The sequence below is a fragment of the Pseudomonas koreensis genome (assembly GCF_024169245.1).
GTDB lineage: Bacteria > Pseudomonadota > Gammaproteobacteria > Pseudomonadales > Pseudomonadaceae > Aquipseudomonas > Aquipseudomonas koreensis_F.
In genome coordinates this window covers 2468321-2490060 of the sequence record NZ_JALJWP010000001.1, presented here as the reverse complement: position 1 = coordinate 2490060, position 21740 = coordinate 2468321, and the positions used below count along the sequence as shown (strand labels likewise).

General features: G+C 57.4%; 17 protein-coding genes. 8 read left to right on the top strand and 9 right to left on the bottom strand.

What is annotated here, in order from left to right; translation table 11 throughout:
* The first annotated feature begins 737 nt into the window (after positions 1-737).
* From J2Y90_RS11120 to J2Y90_RS11080, 6 genes are all read left to right on the top strand, one after another.
* Positions 738-1253, top strand: coding sequence for an Hcp family type VI secretion system effector (locus J2Y90_RS11120; protein ID WP_007949952.1), 516 nt, complete (start codon positions 738-740; stop codon positions 1251-1253).
* A 135-nt stretch (positions 1254-1388) separates the two neighbouring features.
* Complete coding sequence (gene tssI, locus J2Y90_RS11115) at positions 1389-3431, top strand: type VI secretion system Vgr family protein (protein WP_253499477.1); 2043 nt, start codon at positions 1389-1391, stop codon at positions 3429-3431.
* Positions 3421-4164: a DUF4123 domain-containing protein gene (locus J2Y90_RS11110; RefSeq protein ID WP_253505124.1), complete on the top strand. Its 744-nt coding sequence runs from the start codon at positions 3421-3423 to the stop codon at positions 4162-4164. The genes tssI and J2Y90_RS11110 overlap by 11 nt, the downstream gene beginning before the upstream one ends.
* On the top strand, positions 4161-9068 hold the full coding sequence (locus tag J2Y90_RS26615) for an RHS repeat-associated core domain-containing protein (RefSeq protein WP_367399436.1): 4908 nt from the start codon (positions 4161-4163) through the stop codon (positions 9066-9068). Before J2Y90_RS11110 ends, J2Y90_RS26615 begins: the two co-directional genes overlap by 4 nt.
* Positions 9069-9081: 13 nt before the next feature.
* A complete protein-coding gene (locus J2Y90_RS11085; RefSeq protein ID WP_253499473.1) occupies positions 9082-9510 on the top strand; it encodes a HEAT repeat domain-containing protein in 429 nt (142 codons plus the stop codon).
* A gap of 581 nt (positions 9511-10091) precedes the next feature.
* Positions 10092-11117, top strand: a complete 1026-nt coding sequence (locus J2Y90_RS11080; protein WP_253499470.1) for a hypothetical protein — start codon at positions 10092-10094, stop codon at positions 11115-11117.
* A 142-nt stretch (positions 11118-11259) separates the two neighbouring features.
* Here J2Y90_RS11080 and J2Y90_RS11075 read toward each other — a convergent pair whose 3' ends face one another.
* From J2Y90_RS11075 to J2Y90_RS11060, 4 genes are all read right to left on the bottom strand, one after another.
* Entirely contained in the window at positions 11260-11982 is a 723-nt protein-coding gene (locus tag J2Y90_RS11075) for a tellurite resistance TerB family protein (protein ID WP_253499467.1), read from the bottom strand.
* Between the two features lie 342 nt (positions 11983-12324).
* Positions 12325-12726 carry a type II toxin-antitoxin system VapC family toxin gene (locus J2Y90_RS11070; RefSeq protein ID WP_253499463.1) on the bottom strand — a complete coding sequence of 134 codons (402 nt, stop codon included), beginning with the start codon at positions 12724-12726 and terminating at the stop codon, positions 12325-12327.
* The gene (locus J2Y90_RS11065; protein ID WP_253499460.1) at positions 12726-12971 is read right to left on the bottom strand and encodes an AbrB/MazE/SpoVT family DNA-binding domain-containing protein; all 246 of its coding nucleotides are present in this window, start codon (positions 12969-12971) and stop codon (positions 12726-12728) included. The genes J2Y90_RS11070 and J2Y90_RS11065 overlap by 1 nt, the downstream gene beginning before the upstream one ends.
* Positions 12972-13167: 196 nt before the next feature.
* Complete coding sequence (locus tag J2Y90_RS11060) at positions 13168-13353, bottom strand: hypothetical protein (protein ID WP_016771524.1); 186 nt, start codon at positions 13351-13353, stop codon at positions 13168-13170.
* Between the two features lie 403 nt (positions 13354-13756).
* Between J2Y90_RS11060 and J2Y90_RS11055 the strand changes: the two genes are divergently transcribed.
* Positions 13757-15385 carry a glucan biosynthesis protein D gene (locus tag J2Y90_RS11055; RefSeq protein ID WP_253499458.1) on the top strand — a complete coding sequence of 543 codons (1629 nt, stop codon included), beginning with the start codon at positions 13757-13759 and terminating at the stop codon, positions 15383-15385.
* 176 nt (positions 15386-15561) lie between these two features.
* Here the strand turns inward: J2Y90_RS11055 and J2Y90_RS11050 are convergent, their stop codons facing one another.
* From J2Y90_RS11050 to J2Y90_RS11040, 3 genes are all read right to left on the bottom strand, one after another.
* On the bottom strand, positions 15562-16668 hold the full coding sequence (locus J2Y90_RS11050; RefSeq protein WP_253499456.1) for an NADH:flavin oxidoreductase/NADH oxidase: 1107 nt from the start codon (positions 16666-16668) through the stop codon (positions 15562-15564).
* Positions 16669-16933: 265 nt separating this feature from the next.
* Complete coding sequence (gene recJ / locus J2Y90_RS11045; protein WP_253499454.1) at positions 16934-18643, bottom strand: single-stranded-DNA-specific exonuclease RecJ; 1710 nt, start codon at positions 18641-18643, stop codon at positions 16934-16936.
* A gap of 54 nt (positions 18644-18697) precedes the next feature.
* A complete protein-coding gene (locus J2Y90_RS11040; RefSeq protein WP_186532859.1) occupies positions 18698-19240 on the bottom strand; it encodes a YaeQ family protein in 543 nt (180 codons plus the stop codon).
* 146 nt (positions 19241-19386) lie between these two features.
* On the opposite strand from J2Y90_RS11040, the gene J2Y90_RS11035 reads away from it, so the two are divergent.
* Positions 19387-20586: a CaiB/BaiF CoA transferase family protein gene (locus J2Y90_RS11035; protein ID WP_253499452.1), complete on the top strand. Its 1200-nt coding sequence runs from the start codon at positions 19387-19389 to the stop codon at positions 20584-20586.
* Positions 20587-20807: 221 nt separating this feature from the next.
* On the opposite strand, the gene J2Y90_RS11030 is transcribed toward J2Y90_RS11035, so the two are convergent.
* Together J2Y90_RS11030 and J2Y90_RS11025 are read right to left on the bottom strand one after the other, a co-directional pair.
* Entirely contained in the window at positions 20808-21089 is a 282-nt protein-coding gene (locus tag J2Y90_RS11030) for a DUF3509 domain-containing protein (RefSeq protein ID WP_253499450.1), read from the bottom strand.
* Positions 21090-21251: 162 nt separating this feature from the next.
* Entirely contained in the window at positions 21252-21659 is a 408-nt protein-coding gene (locus tag J2Y90_RS11025; RefSeq protein ID WP_253499447.1) for a response regulator, read from the bottom strand.
* Positions 21660-21740 lie beyond the last annotated feature (81 nt).

Here is a 21740-nt window from a genome sequence, read left to right as displayed (position 1 = left end):
TCGTGCCTGATCGAAATGCGGGGAGTATAGCCGAGGGCGGTGTTTCATTTATAAGACGCTTTATAACCCGCGCCTCCGGCAGGTTTCGCGGACAAACTCGATTCGGGCAACGCACTGATCCCCTGTAGGAGTGAGCCTGCTCGCGATAGCGGTCTACCAGTCGCTGATGTTTTGCCTGAACGGACGCCTTCGCGAGCAGGCTCGCTGCCACAGGTTTCGCGGATGAACACGAATTCGGGGCAACACACAAATCCCCTGTAGGAGTGAGCCTGCTCGCGATAGCGGTGTATCAGTCGCTGATGTTTTGCCTGAACAGGCGCGATCGCGAGCAGGCTCACTCCTACAGGTTTCGCGCATGAACTCAGCTCTCAGGCAATCCATAAATCCTTGTGGGAGCGAGCCTGCTCGCGAAGCAGACACCTCGGTCCCGGCAAATGTCCAACTGCGCAAGAAGTTGCGCAGTAGGTCGTAATATTCCAGAGGTAAATTGTCCTGCAGCCCACGCCGGGCAAGCCCTGCAGCCAAGTGCGCAAGAAGTTGCGCAGTACTGCGCAACTTCTTGCGCACTTTCTCCCGGATCTCAGGGCGAAAAACCTGCCAATTCTCGATTCACTGCCTCAAAGCCCCCGTCCCCCGGGCACCTCTCCAAACCTGGCACGCTCCTTGATAACCCTCAGCCACCCACCGGGCGATTTCGCCTCCGGGCACCCTAACTTTATCCGCAAGGAGAGCACCCCATGGCAACACCAGCGTACATGTCGGTTACCGGCGAAAAACAAGGCCTGATCACTGCCGGCGCTTTCACCGCCGACTCCGTTGGCAACACCTACCAGGAAGGCCACGAAGACCAGGTTATGGTTCAGGCTTTCACCCACGACGTGATCATCCCGCGTGACCCGCAATCCGGTCAGCCAACCGGTCAGCGCGTGCACAAGCCAGTTGTGATCACCAAGGTCTACGACAAGGCTTCGCCACTGCTGCAAGCAGCTCTGACTTCCGGCGAGCGCATGAGCGAAATCGTTATCCAGTGGTACCGCACTTCGGCTCAAGGCACCCAAGAGCACTACTACACCACCAAACTGGAAGACGCGATCATCGTCGCCATCAACAACAAAATGCACAACTGCCAGGATCCAGGCAACGCGCACTTCACCCACCTGGAAGAAGTGCAGTTCACCTACCGCAAAATCACCTGGACCCACGAAGTATCCGGTACTTCGGGTTCCGATGACTGGCGTGCTCCAGTCGTTTAATTACGGCTGACCGTTACACGCATCGGCCAGCTCTGCTGGTCGATGTTGTTTACGCCCCTCCAGAATTTCGCGTACGTTGAGCCGCTTTTTTTGCGGTCGTCGACGAGCGCCGCTGTACAGCACGAGGAACAAGGGATGTTCGCGCCGGCCAATGAAACCCACTTTGCCCTGACCATCGAAGGGCTTTCCGCCGACTTTCAGGTGTTTACCCTGCAAGGCCGGGAAGCCATCAGCCAGCCTTTTGTCTTTGAGGTGGAACTGGTCAGTGAGCAGCCGTCGCTGGACCTCGAAACCCTGCTGCACAAACCGGCCTTTCTGCAGCTGTCGCCTGACGGCAGCGGCATCCATGGCCAGATCTACCGCGCCGCGCAAGGCGATTCCGGCAAGCGCTTGACCCGTTATTCGGTGACCTTGCGCCCGCAACTGGCGTACTTGGCGCACCGCATCAACCAGCGCATCTTCCAGAACCTCAGCGTGCCGAAAATCATCGGCATGGTGCTGGAAGAGCACGGTATTCAAGGCAACGCCTACGAATTCAAGACCGGCTCGATCTATCCCGAGCGCATCTACTGCGTGCAATACGACGAGTCTGATCTGCACTTCATCCAGCGCCTGTGTGAAGAAGAAGGCATTCACTTCCACTTCCAGCACAGCGCCAACGCGCACAAGCTCGTTTTCGGCGATGACCAGACGGTGTTCCCGAAACTGGCACCTGTGCCCTACCAGCAAGACTCCGGCATGGTCGCCAGCAACCCGGTGATCAAGCGTTTCGACCTGCGCCTGGAAACCCGCACCAGCCGCACCACCCGTCGCGACTACGACTTCGAAAAACCGCGCCTGACCCTGGAAAGCGAAAACCGTGGCGACGCCCTACCCGACCTCGAAGACTACGATTACCCGGGCCGCTTCATCGACCGCGAGCGCGGCAAGCACCTGGCCAAACGCGCCCTCGAACGCCATCGCAGCGACTTCCAATTGGCCGAAGGCAAGAGTGATCAGCCACTGCTGGTCAGCGGCCACTTCCTCGCCCTGACCGAACACCCGAAAGCCAAATGGAACGACCTGTGGCTGCTCACCGAAGTCCGGCACGAAGGCAAGCAGCCGCAGGTGCTCGAAGAGTCGGTGACCAGCGACACCACCGCGCTGAAAGATGATTTCCATCAGGGCTACCGCAACCGCTTCCAGGCCACGCCGTGGGACGTGCCCAACCGCCCACCGCTGCGCCATCCGAAACCGCGCATCCTCGGCAGCCAAAGCGCGGTAGTCACCGGCCCCAAAGGCGAAGAAATCCACTGCGACGAATACGGCCGGGTCAAAGTCCAGTTCCACTGGGATCGCGAAGGCCAAGCGGACGACAAGACCAGCTGCTGGCTGCGCGTCTCATCCGCCTGGGCCGGCGCCCAATACGGCGGCATCGCCATCCCGCGCATCGGCATGGAAGTGCTGGTCACGTTCCTTGAAGGCGACCCCGATCAACCGCTGATCAGCGGCTGCCTGTACCACAAGGAAAACACCGTCCCCTATCCACTGCCGGCGAACAAGACCCGCAGCACCTTCAAGACCCTGAGCTCAATGGGTGGTGGCGGCTACAACGAACTGCGCATCGAAGACAAAAAAGGCCAGGAACAGATCTACCTGCACGCCCAGCGCGACTGGGACGAAAACATCGAGCACGACCAGAAGATCCGCGTCGGCAACGAACGCCACGACACCGTCGAACAGAACAGCTACAGCGAATTCAAGGCCGAAGAACACCACACCGTTTACGCCGACCGCAAAGTCGAAACCCGCGCCAACGACCACCTCACCGTCGGCGTCAACCAGCACATCAAGATCGGCACCGGCCAGTTCATCGACGCAGGGCAAGAAATCCACCTGAGCAGCGGCATGAAAGTGGTGATGGAGGCTGGTGCGGAACTCACGCTGATCGGCGGCGGCAGCTTCATCAAGATCGATGCCGGCGGCGTGACCCTGAGCGGGCCAGTGATCAACATGAACTCCGGTGGTAGCCCCGGCAGCGGCACCGGCGCCGCCCCGCTGATGCCCGGTGTGTTGAAACAGGCGGATGCAGACAAGGCTGGCCAGGTCCTGACCCCGGCGCAAATCAACACCCTCAAACGCAACGCGCCGTTCTGTGAAGAATGCGAAAAATGCAAGGCAGGTGCCTGTGCCATCTGAACGAATCACCCCCAAGGACTGGCTGGCGCAACAGCCACTGCAAAGCGGCGAGCGCCTGTACCTGATCATCAGCGCCGCCAGCGACGCCGACGCACTGAAAACCCTGTACCTCACCGAACCCACCGCCCAGCTCCTGCCGATCTGGGGCGGCACGCCCTACTCCACCTGGCAACCGGTGATGCCCTACCTCACCGAACTCAAAGCCAACTCCGCCTTCCTGCCCTGGATCGCCGAAACTGATGCGCTGGACTGGGGCTGGCTGGCGACATCGCGTTCAGCACCGAACGAAGTGTTCGAACATCTGCGCAGCCTGACGCAGGTGAAGATGCCGGACGGCACTGAAGTGTTTTTCCGGTTTTGGGATGGGCGGCATATTTATCCGATTCTGCGGGGGCTTGGGGAGAAGGCTGGAGAAGTGCTGCCGGTGTTTGAGCGGTATCTGATTAATGGACAAGCGCTGGAAGTGGGCACGCGGGTGGTGCCGAAGGTCAGGGACTGGCCGTGGTGGGAGGTGCCGAAGGGGTTGTTGGAGGGGTTGATGGCAGAAAATCCATCCACCGTTATCGGCAACATGCTGCAGTGGTTGCAGGAGGAACACGCCGATCTGTATTTCTCCTTTCCCGAATCGAACCTGAAACAAAAAGTGGCGCGCTTTGTTAAACGCACGCCACTCACGGAAGAAAATTTTACCGGGCTGTTGAAGGCCTATCTGGAAAAAGAGGTGGTGGTATGACCCCATTGGATACGATTGCTCATGTCACCGCTCAACAGCCTGACTTCAACAAGGTCATTGCAGAGTTCAAGAACTGCCTGAAGGATTATCGGTCCACCGCCAGATTCATACCTGGCCTGGAAATGGAGCAGCAATTTCAAGTCGGTGACGAGGTTAAAAAACCCGTTGCGACGGGCGACAAAACCAAACCGGTTTACTTCGCCACTTGTCCCGAGAATGGAAAACTCACACTGATTCATAGTTTCGAATCGGCGCGATTTGTGCCGATTGGCAATACTCCAGTGGTTCTGACGCCTGTCGACTCGAAGAACAATCCCGTCGGGCAACCCATGCGCAAAACAATCGGCCCGACCGGGATTGAAGTCGTTAGCGACCTGAAGCCACGTCAGCTCTACCGAATTACTTTCTACCCCGACCTGACGAGCGCGGACAACGAGCGTCTATTCAAATCCTACGACGAAGTCATCGGCGATCTGAGCAAGTGGTTGTCCTCGGAATGGACAACTACATGCCTGCCTTTGTGGAAGGAGCATAACAACGCGTCGATAGCTGGCCGTCTCTGGCAACAATTGCAATCGGAGTGGGATGGTTTCTGGAAATTCGTCATGGGAATCTGGGGCGATATCAAGTCGCTGTTCAAGCTTGTTACTCACCCCCGTGAAAATTACGAAACACTCAAGGAGTTTTTCACCGACGAAAACATCAAGAAAATCTACAACTCCTCAACTGAAGCACTTCGCACCAGTTTCTTGATAGCGAGTGACGAGCCATTGTTGTGGGTTTATGTCGCTGCGGTTTGGGCATGGACGACTTTACTGCCACCGCAGACTCGCACAGAAGTGCTAGCCAGAGTGAAGTCTGAAATAAGTTATATCGTCCTCGGGATCATTTTTACCGGCGGGCTGGGGGTTGCATTACGCGCCAGTGCGAAAGCGGTCAAGGGCACATTGCAGGCGCAAAAAGCGATCAACCTGGTTGAGAAGCTAACGGCCAAGCTTATTGAGATCAGCAGGATACGCTCCAAGTCCCATGCGGATGCCGCTGCCGCGGTGAGATTTCATGGCAACGGCGTAACCAACTCGGGCAAAAAAGCAGTGGCGACTGTCGCCGATCACACGCCTGCACAAACGGCAACAGCTCCGAAGCGCCCTTCGCCTGCGACAGGAGGCAAAGTCGAAAACGACGCGCAAATTCACGCACGAAACAAAACCCAGAACGAAACGCGCCTGGAACAGCAGGAGAACATCGACAACGCGCCTAAACAGTCAAAAAACCCGGCTGATGAACCCGCACAATGCGTCGACAAAACCTGCTCCAACGGTGACCCCGTCTCCATGGTCACGGGTGAGGAGCTGCTGAAACTCACCGACGGCGAACTGGGCGGTCTCTTACCGCTGGAATGGACACGTCTCTACCGCAGCAGTGCTGTTGAAATCGACAACCGTATGGGGCCAGGCTGGAGCCACTCGTTGTCTCATCGCTTGCTTATCGATGACGAAGGCGTGCTGTGGACAGACAATGAAAACCGCCAGACCCGTTTCCCAAAGCCGACCGAGAAACGACCGGCCATCACCAATAGCCTCGCTCAAGCGGCCATTTTTCTGGGGAATGCACCCGGAGAGCTGGTTCTCACGCAAGCAGGGCCAAAGCCGCGGTTCTATCATTTCCGTGCAGAACGGCTGACCACCATCAGTGATTCGTATGAAAACCAGGTGCATATCAGCTATGACTTGGTCGGTCGCATTCAACGTATCGACAATGGCTCCGGTCGCGCCTTGCTGCTGCGTTACGACGACCGCCATATCATTGCCGTGGACCAACAGCAGCAACGCTCGGAGTATGACGATTCCGGTAGACGGCAGGATCCGTGGCTGACTTTACAGACACTGGTTTCCTACGAGTACAACGCTCGCCATCAACTGGTGTCGGCAACCAATGCTGCAGGCGAAACCGAGCATTACCGCTATAACGAACAACATGTAATCCTCGAGCGTCAATTGGCCGGTGGTGCCCGCTTCTTCTGGGAGTGGGCGCGAGAAGGCAAGCTGTCCCGCTGCGTCCGTCATTGGACAAACTACTTACCCTTGGAAACACGCTATGAGTGGGACGACAAAGGCACGGTCACGGTTCATAACGCCGATGGCAGTGAGCAGGTTTACATACACGATGAAAATGCGCGCCTGATCAGCGAAATCGGTCCGGACGGCGCAGAAACGCAGAAAGCCTACGACGATCAGGGTCGTCTGATTGCTGAAAAGAATGCATTGGGCGCCGTCACAGAGTATCAGTACAACAATGCCGGCCGTTTGCTGGCCGTGATCCCCCCGGAAGACGAGCCCACGCTTTACAACTACTACAATGGCCAACTGATTGAGGTCAGACGTGGCCAAGCGCGTTGGCAGTATGACTACAACCGACAAGGCGATATCACCCAACAAATTGATCCGTTGGGTAATGAAACCCAATACAACTATGACCCCCAGGGCCGCTTGGTAGAGATCCGTCACCCCGACGGCAGTCGTCATCACTTGGGCTGGAACAACCTCGGCCAGTTGTTGGAAGAGCGCCTGCCGGACGGCGGTCAACGAAAATACCGCTACGATGCCCTCGGCCGGCAAATCACTCGCCAGGACGAATTCGGCGCGATCACCCAATACCAATGGGATGCCGTCGACCGCCTCACTCAGGTCACCCTGCCCGGCGGCGCCACACGTGCGTTTACCTACAACCCGTATGGCCGCGTCACCGCAGAGCGTGACGAGCTCGGCCGCATCACCCGCTACGAATACGCCGACAACCTGCACCTCGTCAGCCGCCGCATCAATCCCGACGGCAGCCAACTGCGCTACCGCTACGACAACTCGCAACTCAACCTCACCGAGATCGAGAACGAGCGCGGCGAACGCTATCAACTCGATTACCACCCGAACGGCCTGATCCAGCAGGAAACCGGTTTCGACGGCCGACGCACCGCGTACGAATACGACCTCAACGGCCAACTGCTGAAGAAAACCGAGTTTGGCGAAGACGGCAGCGAACTGGTCACCGAATATCAGCGTGATGCCGCAGGCCGTTTGCTGGTCAAGACCTTGCCCGATGGTGAGGAGATTCATTACAGCTACGACGCACTGGGTCGCCTGGTCAACGTCGACGACGGCCATTGGCCGCTCGCTTATGAATACGACGTGCAAGATCGCTTGATCACCGAGCATCAAGGTTGGGGCACCACGCGTTACGCATACGACAACGTCGGCCAACTCAGCCACTGCCGTCTGCCGGATGGCTGCACGCTCGATTACCGTCATTTGTCCGGTGGACGCCTGAGCAGCATCGACCTCAATGGCTCACGCCTGACCAGCCACCAGTTCAACGCCGGTCGCGAACAACAGCGCCAGCAAGGTCTGTTACTCAGCCAATACCAATACGATGAACAGGGCCGCCTGCAAGCGCACAGCGTCAGTCAACGTGACAAAAATGTGCTCCAGCGTCGCTACACCTACGACGCCAACGGCAATCTCGCCGGCATCAATGACAGCCGTAAAGGCAATCGCAGCTACCACTACGATCCGCTGGATCGCCTGATCAACGTACGTGGCGCAACACCCGAAAGTTTTGCCCATGACCCTGCTGGCAACCTGCTCGGTCAAACCGATATACCTGTTGCCAACCTCGCCAACGTCAAAGGCAACCGTCTGCTGATGCAGGGCGACCGTCACTATGACTATGACGCTTACGGCAACCTGATCCGGGAGCGGCGCGGAGCCGGCCAGAAACTCGTCACTGAATACCGGTATGACTGCCAGCATCGCCTGGTCGGCGTAAGACTGCCGGGCGGCAGCACGGCGTCCTACAAATACGACGCCTTTGGCCGCCGCATCGAGAAAACCGTCGACGGCCATACCACTGAATTCCTCTGGCAAGGCGAACGATTGATCGCCGAAAGCGCACAAAATCGTTATCGCAGCTACATCTACGAACCGGGCACCTTCCGCCCGTTGGCAATGCTCGACGGCGAAGGCCCGCTAAAAGCGGCCCCGTTTTACTACCAACTCGACCACCTCGGCACCCCTCAAGAACTCACCGACTACAGCGGCGAAATCATGTGGTCCGCGAGGTACCGAGCGTACGGCAACCTCGCGGCGCTGGATGTCAGCGAAATCGATAATCCGCTGCGCTTCCAAGGTCAGTATTTCGACGCCGAGACAGGGTTACATTACAACCGCCACCGCTACTACAATCCGGGCACTGGGCGTTTTTTGACCCCCGATCCGATCAAGCTTGCGGGTGGGTTGAATAGCTACCAGTACGTGACGAACCCTACGGGGTGGGTGGATCCGTTGGGGCTGAACACCTGTCCTGGCGCAGGGGACGAACCTAAAGGTAAGAGGCCCGATGATTCGGAAAAAGCTGAACACGACGAAGGAAAAGCGCCACCTGATCCATATAATCGCCCATACGCCGGGGCACTGCCTGCCCAGATGCAAGATAAGATTCTGTTCGGCACGCGCAGCCCGAACAGTAATAAGCCGATTGGGGGGCATTCCTCTGAAGTTTTAAAATCCCCAAAACACGAAATGACCGTTGTACAGACAAACGCAGACGGTACGATAAAAGTTCAAGACTTCAAAATGGTTCTTGTACGAAAAGACGGTACCGTCGGTATGTCAGCCAAGAAAGGCGGAAAACATACACTAGCCCCAGAAACCTGGAGCAACGACAAGATACTTTGGGTTACAGATGAAGTAGCCGCTACACCCGGTGTATTCATGCGGGAAGTTGACGGCGTTACAACCACCCTACACACCAAAACGGTTGACGGTGTGAAGTGGCAGGTTTTAAAGGACGACGGAGTCATTACGTCTTCATTTCCTGCAGGCGACGCGCCTATGTCACCATCAACTTAAGTTGAGATAGCGAATGAACAGCAAAATTTACGAAGAGTACAATCACTGGCTTGGGCAGAATGAAGACTCCAATTGGAACGAGTACATAACGGAGCAAGTAGCTAAGGGAGTATTGAAAAAATTCAACGCGGAAGATTGGAAACTTTTGCACGACACTATTCTCTCTATGGAGCAATATTGGCAAGAGCGAAGTGCTGCGGCACTGGGTGAATTGCGGTCAGCAGATGCCATAGAGATTTTAAAACTACTTCTTGACTCCGAATCTATCGAGGTATCTATCGCCGCCGCCTCAGAGCTAGACTGGACAGAAACACCAATTGAAACAAAATATGCCGAAAAAATACAAAATATAATTGACCAACTGCCGCCAGAAGAAATCGACTATTATCCAGAGCTGTACAACCTTTTGGAAAAAGCTAAAAAATCAGATAAAAATCAATAAGAGCCAGTCTGGACATACAGGGACAGATTTATTTTCCATTGAAATAAATCCGCCCCCAATTGTCGCAATGCCCTATCAGAGAAAATAATGTTAGAAAAAAAAACAAAAAATCATACTGACTGGCGAAGATGCTCTGGAAGCACTCGCAAATATTGAATTCATCTTGATTTCTCTACATAAAATGGGAAGTTACTATAGCGACAAATCGGTTGAAGAATACCGGAAAGCTACAACTGAGTTCATTGACGATGAAAACGTAACTCAGCGACTAGCAAAAATCAGAACAATTATCAGCAAAAATTTTGACTCAACTCTTGGTGAGGATGACATGGATGACATAGAGCGTCATATGGAAGGAATTGAGTTCTGGAAGCCTTGACTGATTAGTTGTACGAAGAAATCTGCTGGGCCGCCTGATAAGCATGGAAGGCGCGATACTGAGACCTGCAAGGCCACTGTCAAATTAAAAATCCCCAATCAAGAATAATGAAAAAAAACAGAAAACTTACGCTCAACGCATAATCACCCGATCAAATCTCTGCGATCACTCTCACGGATTAAATAACCAAAGGACTGTTATCTTGAAACACTTGAGCCGCACTCTCGCCTTGCTTCTAGCCTTCACCTTCTCCCTGAGCGCAATCGCGCTGTCACTTCGATCCGAACAACGTCCCGACGGCACAACTGCCTTGTTGCTCACAAACGAAGCCAGTCCAGAACGGGCTTCCAAGCTCAACCAAGACCCGGCGGTTCGCTCTGCACTCGTTAATTTTTTTGGGTACCAAACCGGAAGTTACACCAATGACAATACGATGATCGTGCAGCAGGTTCTTGAAGCGCTCGACTCGCAGATGGCCACGTTTGTTGATGGCGTGCCTCCCGGCAGAAAAATGATCACCGCCATGGACGACGGTAACAACGGATTCGAGCGCGGCGCATTACTGTTGGACGACAAGGGGCATTTGCTCGCCGTAGGATTGGTCAATGGCCACTGCACCGTCAAGTCTCGTGAGGAAGCATTGACTTGTAACGATGCGCCGGAAACAGTGCTGACTATTTTCCAGCCAGAAGGCGCCAAGAAGGCTGACGCTGACTCTTTGGTCTCCTGGAGTAAGCAGTTGCCTCCTATGATGGCGCTGTGGGCGGAGAGTGATGACCCAGAACGCCGAGCCGCTGCGCAGAAGATTGCCCACGTTGAGTACATCGTGACTCAGCCGAAACAGGGAGCCTGGTCTGCGGCTCAATTACCTTCCGATTTTCCAAAAGCGATGCTGGCATTGCTTCCGCAGCGAGCTCACCTGATTGGCGCTGGCGCTCACGGTGTATTTACGACACCGGGTATGGAAGGCACACCAATTGACGGTGATTGGGACAAAATAGCCGGACGCCCTCAGCATGAATATGAGGTCATTCTCAGGACTTTTACCGAATACGCGGATGTTATCGACTTCTATCAGCAGCATGCGAAGGACGCGGAAGTCAGCGGCAACGAGCGCAAAGCACTGGTTGAGGGTCACATTGATGGTGGTACCTATAAAATAGAAATCACCAATAGAAAAGAAGCCGGCACAGTGATCACGTTCTCCGCTTGGCGGCAGGAGGTTTGATTCGCGCTTCCTGCAGCAGCCAGACAGCTGTGATCACAGGCGCAAAAAGCAGATCTTTCTAACCGCGCTCAACTGTCGCTTTCCTCCAGTCCGCAGGCAAAAAAATCGCAGCCTAACACTGCGATTTTTTTAAACGATAACTTTAAGCCCCCGCCAACCGCACCTGCCTCTCCAACTCCACCTTCAACCCCGGCTCCAATTTCAACTGCCGTGCCAGTTCATCCAGATAACTCTTCTCCATGAAATTATCCTCATCCACCAGCATCACACTGGCGATGTACATCTCCGCCGCCATTTCCGGCGTGCTGGCCGCGCGGGCGACGTCGGTGGGGTCGAGGGGTTTGTTGAGTTCGGCGTGGAGCCAGTGTTGCAGCTCCTGGTCGTTGTCGAGTTTGGTGAATTCGCCTTCGATCAGTTCGCGCTCGCGCTCGTCGATGTGGCCGTCGGCCTTGGCGGCGGCGACCAGGGCTTTGAGGATCGCCTGGCTATGTTCTTCGACTTGCGCGGGTGGCAGGCGGTCGAGAGTTTGTGGTTCGCGTTGTGGCGCGCTGCCTTTCTGGGCGTTGTAGTTGCCGTAGGCCTTGTAGGCCAGCACGCCCAGCGCGGCGAGGCCGCCGTAGATGGCGACTTTGCCGCCGACCTTGCGGACTTTTTTGTTGCCGAGCAGCAGGCCCATCGCGCCCGCGGCCAATGCGCCGCCGCCCGCGCCGGACAGCAGGCCGCCGAGGCCGCTGGAGCCAGACGAGCCACCGAGCAAGCCGCCAAGTCCGCTGGCAGCCGATTTGTTGGAAGCGCCGCCAGCCTTGTTCTGCAGCATTTCCTGCCCGGATTTGAGCAGTTGATCGAGCAATCCACGGGTGTTCATGTTCCGTCTCCAAACAAGGGTTATCCGGATCTAAGGCCCTCAGCCTAGTTCGAAAGTGCCCGAACCCGCCCCGCGAGTGTGCTTCGAGATGTTGCTCGCGCTCGGGATTGAACTGCGCAGCTGACCTGGGGAAAACCGATTTTGCACTTCAGTCCAGCGAAAAATGTCCGCCGCCGCGGTTATGGCAAGGACATGGCCATGTTTGGGCTGGCGTACAACACCACGGTTCGGCATGTGATGTTCAAGCGCTAAATGCATCGCGAGCAGGCTGACTCACATCAGGTACAGACATCCCAAACCGGGGGAGTTCCGCTGCTCGCGGTTGGCAACCGGGCTGAGCATTCAGGAGGGTGTGATTAACTGGACCGAGGGGAAGTAATTGCGATACCGCTTGGAATCCCGAGTTAACAACGGGAGCTTCTTTACCGCTGCATGTGCACCGATAAAGAAATCAGCCAGCACGTTGTGTTTTCCACCACCCACTTTTCGATAACGTACGAACGCCTTGCCGGCAAGAAAAAGCGCAGGTCGCGGAATTTCCTGGACGACCAGCCCTAGCTGGTTAACGACTTCATCCAAGGTTTCGAATGAAGAGAACGTCTGGGACAGTTCTGCGTAAACAACCGGGTTGATTACTAAATCGTGGATCAATGACTGAGACCGAAGCTGCTGAATCGACCATTCAGCCCACACGGGATCGTCCTCCAGAACATCGATCAATACGTTGGTATCGACCAATACCATCAATCATCCCCCCGGAGTAATGCCATCAAGTCATCCGTCCGCCATTTGATATCTGCCTTGCCACGAACTGCGTCAAACCGATCCGGTGTGTTTGGTTGACCTGGATCGTGTCTGGCGCTGTGCAAAACCACTTCACCCTGCTCATTGACGCTGAACTCAATAGCCGACCCCGGCGTCAGGCGCAAGGCGTCGCGTATGGGTTTGGGAATAGTGACTTGGCCCTTGCTGGTCATGGTTGTCGTCATATCGTGCTCCTTGAGTATTACTCGTGCCATCAACGTAATACCTGCTATCAGAATCCGCAACCGCCGCTTATCGTAGGATCATTCTCCTCGAATTGACGGAAACACCTTCTAAGAGGTCGCTCCATTGCACCGTGGTGTTCCACAGCATGTAGGACGTAGAAAAGGACGGACTTCACAGTCCGTCCTTTTTTTCAGGTTAAAACCGCGAAACACTGCGCATCGCATCCACCAGATAACGCATGGCGATCCGGTCACTCTCTGACAGCTCTCGATAACGCTCCACCAATTTCAATTCCTCGGAGTTGAGGCGGCGTCTTCTGCGCCCGCCGCCCAAGCAAGGGAAGATGCCCAACATTTCGGTGATGCCTTGTATTTTTGCCATGGACGATGTCCTTCTCTATTGAGTCAAGAAACTGCTGAACCTCACATCGCCCTGCCTCTTCGAGCAGCGTCGTGTGCCCCGCCGGCACGAAGGCTTGTATCCGGTCTTGCCCATAGAATAGGAATTAAATCGGCGTTGAAAAGTGGTTTTTAGAGTAATTAATCGAAAAAAGCAGATATGCCCTCTAAATCAGAGAGCCCTGTCAGAAAAATTACAGACATGTCTTGTTTCATTGCCAGATGACGCGATGCAAACAAGGCTTTTTGCCCGACAATCGAACCGATTAAGCTAGCGGGCATCTGTTTATAGTCCGTTGCGTTTGGCCGAAGGCATGACCGAACCGTAATTTCCGATCCGACACGTGCCAGGAACGGCGCGGGATTGCACACGACAGGTTGTATTTATGCACCGCAGGAATTTGCTCAAAGCGTCCATGGCCATTGCGGCCTATACCGGTCTTTCCGCGTCGGGCCTGTTGGCCGCTCGCGCCTGGGCGGCCAATGGTGGCGCCGCTGATGGCGAGGCCCAGGCCTTCGATTTCGAGTCGCTGAAGCGTCAGGCCAAGCAGCTCGCTGGCAATGCCTATCAGGATACGAAACAGGTGTTGCCGCCGACCCTGGCGTCTATGACTCCACAGAATTTCAACGCGATCCGCTACGACGGCGAGCATTCCCTGTGGAAGGAGAACAAAGGCCAGTTGGACGTGCAGTTCTTCCACGTCGGCATGGGCTTCCGTCAACCGGTGCGCATGTACAGCGTTGATCCGAAGACGCGCATGGCCCGCGAAGTACATTTCCGCCCGGCGCTGTTCAACTACGAGAACACTTCGGTCGACACCCAGCAGCTCAAGGGCGACCTGGGTTTTGCCGGTTTCAAACTGTTCAAGGCGCCGGAGCTGGATCGGCATGACGTGGTGTCGTTTCTCGGCGCCAGTTATTTCCGGGCGGTTGATGCCACTGGCCAATATGGCCTCTCCGCACGCGGCCTGGCCATCGACACGTACGCGAAGAAGCGCGAAGAGTTTCCCGACTTCACCAAGTTCTGGTTCGAGACGCCGGACAAGAACGCCACGCGCTTTGTGGTCTACGCCCTGCTCGACTCGCCGAGCGCCACCGGCGCCTATCGCTTCGACATCGATTGCCAGGCCGAGCGCGTGGTCATGGAAATCGACGCGCACATCAACGCTCGAACCACCATCGAACAACTCGGCGTGGCGCCGATGACCAGCATGTTCAGCTGCGGCACCCACGAACGACGCATGTGCGACACCATTCACCCGCAAATTCACGACTCCGATCGCCTGGCCATGTGGCGCGGCAATGGCGAGTGGATTTGCCGGCCGCTGAATAACCCGGCAACGTTGCAATTCAACGCGTTCGCCGACAAGGATCCGAAAGGCTTCGGCCTTGTGCAAACCGACCACGAATTCGCCAACTATCAGGACACTGTCGACTGGTACAGCAAACGCCCGAGCCTGTGGGTAGAACCTACAACCGCCTGGGGCGAAGGCTCTATCGATCTGCTGGAAATTCCTACAACCGGCGAGACGCTGGATAACATCGTCGCGTTCTGGACGCCGAAGAAACCCGTGGCTGCCGGTGATTCGCTGAATTACGGTTACAAGCTGTACTGGAGCGCACTGCCACCGGTCGGCACACCACTGGCACGGGTGCACGCAACGCGTTCGGGCATGGGCGGCTTCACCGAGGGCTGGGCGCCGGGTGAACACTACCCGCCGGTCTGGGCGCGGCGTTTTGCCGTGGACTTCACCGGTGGCGGCCTGGAGCGCCTGCCACAGGGCACCGGGATCGAGCCGGTGATCACCTGTTCCAACGGCAAGGTGCAGGACTTCAGCGTGCTGGTGCTGGATGACATCAAGGGTTATCGGATTCTGTTCGATTGGTACCCGACCAATGACAGCGTCGAGCCAGTGGAACTGCGCCTGTTCATTCGCACCAACGATCGCACGCTGAGCGAGACCTGGCTGTACCAGTATTTCCCGCCGGCGCCGGACAAGCGTAAATATCCTTGAGGTTATAAGGCGGCTGTTCTGGCGTCATTCGCGAGCAGGCTCGCTCCCACAGGGGTCCGCATTCCTATTGTGGGAGCGAGCCTGCTCGCGAAGAGGCCCGCCTGACAACGCAAGCTTGTGCCGAATAGAAAAGCCCCGACCATCACTGGTCGGGGCTTTTGCGTTCCGGCCTTCAATCAATCACGCAAATCCGACTCATGAATCGGCTGGTCGCGATGGGTCGCGCGCTGATACTGCGCCGGCCATACCGCTTTGCGCCCGCCCAGATCATCATCGGCGTGCAGCGGCCAGTACGGATCACGCAGTAGCTCGCGGGCGAGGAAAATGATATCGGCCTGACAGGTGCGAAGAATATGCTCGGCCTGCGCCGGCTCGGTAATCATTCCGACAGTGCCGGTGGCAATGCCTGACTCTTTGCGTACGCGCTCGGCGAAGCGCGTCTGATAACCGGGCCCGACCGGAATCTCCGCATTGGCCGCAGTCCCGCCCGACGACACATCGATCAGATCCGCGCCAAGGGCGTGCAGACGCCGCGCCAGCTCCACGGTCTCATCCGGATTCCAGCCGTCTTCAACCCAATCGGTCGCCGAGACGCGAACGAATACCGGCAGTTCTTCCGGCCACACCGCCCGCACCGCTTCGGTGACCTGCAGCACCAGACGGATACGGTTCTCGAACGAACCACCGTACTGATCGCGGCGTTGATTGCTCAGCGGCGAAAGAAACTGATGGAGCAGATAGCCATGCGCGGCATGCACCTCAACCACGCTGAAACCGGCCGTCAGCGCGCGTTTGGCCGCATCGACGAAGGCCTGGATCACTTCAGCGATCTGCCCTTCATCCAGCTGTTTCGGCTGCGTATGCTGCGGATCGAAAGCAATCGGCGATGGCCCGACCGGGGTCCAGCCGCCATCTTCAGGTTTGACGCTGCCATGCTTGCCAATCCACGGCCGGTGGGTGCTGGCCTTGCGCCCGGCATGGGCCAGTTGAATACCGGCGACCGCGCCTTGGGCGGTGATGAAGCGGGTGATGCGTTGCAGCGGAGCGATCTGTTCGTCATTCCACAGACCGAGGTCTTCGGCGGTGATGCGCCCGTCGGCGGTGACCGCCGTGGCTTCGGTGAAAACCAGCCCGGCACCGCCCACCGCGCGGCTGCCCAAGTGCACCAGATGCCAGTCGTTGGCCAGGCCGTCGACGCTGGAGTACTGGCACATCGGCGACACGGCGATGCGGTTAGGCAAGGTCAGTTGGCGAAGGGTAAAGGGTTCAAGCAGCAGACTCATGGGGCACCTCTCGAATCAGTGGGCAGGCTCCAGGGTTCTGTTTGAAAAGTCGACGAGTGACAGAAAAAGGGTGCAACACCCGCCCCCGCGGGCAAAAATTCGACAAGACGTCACAAGGCCAATCAAGCAGTGCTTAGAGCCTAGTCGACAACCGGGGATGAAGGAGGGTTCAGAGTAATTCAGTGTGTGAGGACGCTTCGCGAGCAGGCTCGCTCCCACATGTGGAGTACATTCCCTGTGGGAGCGAGCCTGCTCGCGAATGGCGTCAACGCGGTTGGATGTGAGCAATCATCAACTGCACAGTCTCGTTGCCGCGAAACTCGTTAACGTCAAGCTTGTAAGCCAGTTCAACCCATTGAATCGTCGGGTTCGGCCAGATATCCCGATCGATCCCAAACGCGATGCCATCGAGTTTCACCGAGCCGCATTCGCTTTTCAGCACCACTTTCAAATGCCGTTCGCCAACCACGCGCTGCTCGACCAGCTGAAACACGCCATGAAACAGAGGCTCGGGAAAATGCTGACCCCACGGCCCGGCGTGGCGCAAGGCGCGGGCCAGTTCGAGGTGGAACTCTTCGATGGCCAGCGTGCCGTCCGACAACATACGCCCGGTGAGGTCTTCCTCGCGAAGTTGCCTACGCACTTCGGCGTCGAATGCCTCGGCGAACAGCGGAAAATTCTCCTGCGGCAAGGTCAGACCAGCGGCCATCGCGTGACCACCATATTTGGCGATCAGGTTCGGATGCTGTGCCGCAACCACGCTCAGCGCATCGCGGATATGGAAACCTTGCACTGAACGCCCGGAGCCCTTGAGCAAACCCTCACCGGCATCGGCGAAGGCAATGGTCGGGCGGAAATACCGCTCTTTCATGCGCGAAGCGAGAATGCCGATCACGCCTTGGTGCCACTCCGGATCGAACAGGCACAAACCGAACGGCATCGATTCGACCGGCAGATCCTTGAGCTGCGCCAGCGCTTCACGCTGCATGCCCTGCTCGATGGATTTGCGATCCTGGTTCATGCCGTCCAGTTGCGCAGCCATTTCCCGAGCCAGATTGGCATCAGCGGTGAGCAGGCATTCGATGCCCAGGCTCATGTCGTCCAGGCGCCCGGCGGCATTCAGACGCGGGCCGACGATAAAACCCAGGTCGGTGGAAGTGATCCGCGCCGCATCACGCTTGGCGACTTCGAGGATCGCCTTGATCCCCGGCCGCGCCCGACCGGCGCGAATCCGCTCCAGGCCCTGGTGTACCAGAATGCGGTTGTTGGCATCCAGCGGCACCACGTCGGCGACGCTGCCCAAGGCCACCAAGTCAAGCAGTTCGCCGATGTTCGGTTGTGGTTTGCTCTCGTACCAGCCGAGGCTGCGCAGGCGCGCGCGCAAGGCCATCAATACATAGAAAATCACCCCGACGCCGGCCAGTGCCTTGCTCGGAAATTCGCAGCCCGGCTGGTTCGGATTGACCAGCGCATCGGCCTGCGGCAGTTCATCGCCGGGCAAGTGGTGGTCGGTGATCAGCACCTTCAGTCCGGCACGCTTGGCCGCCGCGACGCCTTCGACGCTGGAAATACCGTTGTCGACGGTGATCAATAATTGCGGTTCACGAGTCAGCGCAACTTCGACGATTTCCGGGGTCAGGCCGTAGCCGTATTCGAAACGGTTGGGCACAAGATAATCGACATGTGCCGCGCCCAGCAGGCGCAAGCCGAGCACACCGACGGTGCTGGCGGTGGCGCCGTCCGCATCGAAGTCGCCGACGATCAGAATGCGCTGGCGTTGCTCCAATGCCGTCACCAGCAGGTCAACCGCCGCATCGATGCCTTTAAGCTGCTGAAACGGGATCAAGCGCGCCAGACTTTTGTCCAGCTCCGCTTCCGATTGCACGCCCCGCGCCGCGTACAGGCGGGTCAGCAGTGGCGGCAGATCACCGAGGAAAGGCAGCGTGGCAGGCAGTTGACGAGGTTCGATACGCATGGGGCGACGGAGGCTTCTCTTTGATTCGTGGGAAATATCAGCGGTGTCGCGACCTCAGCCGCGCTCACCTTGCAACCATTGCAACTGGACTTCGTGCTGACCGCGGTCGTCGGTGACGAAGATCGTGCCTTCGCTGATCATCACGTCCCACTTGATGACGCGCGGCATGTCCTTGGCCAGGGTTTCCAGCACTTCTTGCGGGACGGAGGCGATGTTGACGTTTTTCAGGTTCTTGATTGCCGGGATCACCTTGGTTTCCCACACGCGCAGGCTGCCGTAGGCCAGCAGGCTGGTGCGTTCGGTACGGCGCGAGCACCAGGTCAGGCGGTCGGCATCCGGCTGGCCGACTTCGATCCAGTGCAGGACGCGGTCATCCAGGCTTTTTTCCCACAAGGCCGGTTCATCCACGTCTGACAGACCACGGCCGAACGACAGCTGCTCGTTGTACCAGAGGGCGTAGGCCAGCAGCCGCACGGTCATGCGCTCTTCAGTCTCCGAAGGGTGACGGGCGATGGTCTGCTTGACGCTCTCGTAGACACTGCGGTCGAGGTCGGTGAGGTTCAGTTCAAATTTGTACGTAGTGGACGGCTGGGCCATGAACGGGCTTCTTGATACGAGGAAAGTCGGCAAGTCTAACCGATGGCACAGGCAATCATCGAATTGATGGCAATCAAGCTGCGGCGTCTGACAGCCGGCTATGTTAAAAACCTGTATTCGCTCAGCCTTGTCCTACAGGATTTCGCATGCCGTTCACCAGCAAACCGCTCTCGGGTCTGAAAGTCATTGAATTGGGTACGCTGATCGCCGGGCCGTTTGCCTCGCGCATCTGCGGCGAGTTCGGCGCCGAAGTGATCAAGATCGAATCGCCGGAGGGCGGTGATCCCCTGCGCAAATGGCGCAAGTTGTACGAAGGCACCTCCCTGTGGTGGTTCGTCCAGGCGCGCAACAAGAAGTCGCTGACCCTCAACCTCAAACATCCCGACGGTTTGGCCATCCTGAAACAACTGCTGGGCGAGGCCGACATCCTCATCGAGAATTTCCGCCCCGGAGTGCTGGAAAAACTCGGCCTGAGCTGGGAAACCTTGCATTCGCTGAACCCGAAACTGGTGATGGTGCGCCTGTCCGGTTTTGGCCAGACCGGGCCAATGAAGGATCAGCCAGGCTTCGGCGCGGTTGGCGAGTCCATGGGCGGCCTGCGGTACATCACCGGTTTCGAGGATCGGCCGCCGGTGCGCACCGGGATTTCCATCGGCGATTCGATTGCCGCGCTGTGGGGCGTGATCGGTGCACTGATGGCGCTGCGTCATCGCGAGGTCAACGGCGGACTCGGCCAAGTGGTCGATGTCGCCCTGTATGAGGCGATTTTCGCGATGATGGAAAGCATGGTGCCGGAGTTCGACGTCTTCGGTTTCATCCGCGAACGCAGTGGCAACATCATGCCGGGCATCACGCCCTCTTCTATCCACACCAGCGCCGACGGCAAGCATGTGCAGATCGGCGCCAACGGCGATGCCATCTTCAAACGTTTCATGCAGGTGATCGACCGCGAAGACCTTGCCAATGACCCGGCGCTGGCGAGCAATGACGGGCGTGACAGTCGCCGCGACGAGCTCTATGGCGTGATTGATCGCTGGGTCAATTCGCTACCGCTGCAAGGCGTGCTCGACCTGCTCAACCAGGCTGAGGTGCCAGTCAGCCGAATCTTCAGCGCCGAGGACATGTTCAACGACCCGCAATACCTGGCTCGGGAAATGTTTCTGCATGCCAAGCTGCCGGACGGCAAGGACTTCAAAATGCCCGGCATCGTCCCGAAACTGTCCGAAACGCCGGGTTCGTCCGAGTGGGTCGGACCACAGCTTGGCGAACACAACGCGCAGGTGCTTGGCGAACTGGGCTACGACGCGGCGCAAATCGCTCGGTTGCGTGAAGACGGAGCCATTTGAGCACCACGGGCGCGCTGGTTTTCGAGCAAGCCGCTACGCAGTGAGCAAACGCCAGGCAAAAAGAAACCCCGAGAAGTGGGGAGACGACTCGGGGTTAAACGTGGTCTGCTTCGAGACCCGTAGCAGCAAGCGACAAGCACCGGAGCACAATGCTTGATCCTGCTGTTATGGGGTCTGACTGACAGGGATGCAGGAAGGTTCCCACAAAAAATATTTCATCTTTACAGGACAGGACGCTTGTCCAGAGCCGCATTGCGCAACGCCGCGATGACGCAGGGTTCCAGCCGTCCCTCGGCGATCATGACGTCACGGTGCAGCCCGTCCACCACGTCAGTCAGCAAGCGCTTGTCGCTCAACTGGGCCTGATTGAATTCGCGTTCCACTACAATTGCGCCGCTGCTGTTCTTCAGCGTCACCAGACATTCACCATGGCTGCCGCGAGGGGTCAGCGTCACCTGATACGGGCTCAGAGCCTCACCGAGCAATAGACTGATACTTTCCATCTCGATCTCCACTCAATAGTCCGAAAACACAGTGCCTGGGGCGTGTTCACATTAAATGACCACCGGCCCGAGAAGAAAGTTCTGCCTGTCGCGACCCAATCGTACGGGGCCGCGTCTGACAAAGCATGCACGGCGAAGATGACAGAAAAATAACCGCCGGGCTCAGGCCTCGACGAGCTCCGGCGGCGATATCAGATAATTGTCCAGCAGCGCTCTCATCAACACTGCCGAGACCGGCGTTTGCAGACGCCCCAGCAGGCGCAGGCGTCGTTGTTGCAGCACGGGCTCGAGGTCACTCAACAGGCTCTGCGCGACCGCGCCCAGCAGGATCAATGCACGCGCCTCGTGGTGCGCCGCCAGGTGATGAATCAGGGCCAGGCCATCACCTCCCTTGAGTTGCGGATCGCAGATAGCAATATCGACCGCACCGCGATGGCCCAGCGAACACAGAGCTGAGGCTAACGAAGGCGCGGTCAGCACGTCGTAGATACCGATGGCGTTGAGCATCTGATGCAACGCCATCAGCTGGAACGGGTTGGGTTCAAGAATCAGGACTTTAAGCGAGCGCATGGGCGACCTCTGGAGCGATCATCGCGGACTCTCACCGCAGTTGTCGTTCACTCTAGGGCAGGCGTCTTAAGCCTCCCATCA